The sequence below is a fragment of the Phyllobacterium chamaecytisi genome (assembly GCF_020164455.1).
GTDB lineage: Bacteria > Pseudomonadota > Alphaproteobacteria > Rhizobiales > Rhizobiaceae > Phyllobacterium > Phyllobacterium chamaecytisi.
The window spans coordinates 1-215 of record NZ_JAIQWW010000092.1 but is presented as its reverse complement, the minus strand read 5'-3'; the positions used below and the strand labels follow the sequence as shown (position 1 = coordinate 215).

General features: G+C 59.5%; 1 protein-coding gene. It reads right to left on the bottom strand.

All coding sequences use genetic code 11. The features are described 5' to 3' along the window. Window positions 1-215 (bottom strand): EF-Tu C-terminal domain-related protein (locus tag LB462_RS31080; RefSeq protein ID WP_505483639.1); only part of this gene is annotated, 215 nt, incomplete at both ends.

Genomic DNA, 215 nt, shown 5'->3' with positions numbered 1-215 from the left:
ATCGACGAGACGATGCCAGCACCGACGGTGCGGCCACCTTCACGGATAGCGAAGCGCAGCTTCTCTTCCATGGCGATCGGCACGATCAGCGTCACATCGACTGCGATGTTGTCGCCGGGCATGACCATTTCCGTGCCTTCCGGCAAAGTCACAACACCCGTCACGTCGGTCGTGCGGAAGTAGAACTGCGGACGGTAGTTGGAGAAGAATGGCGT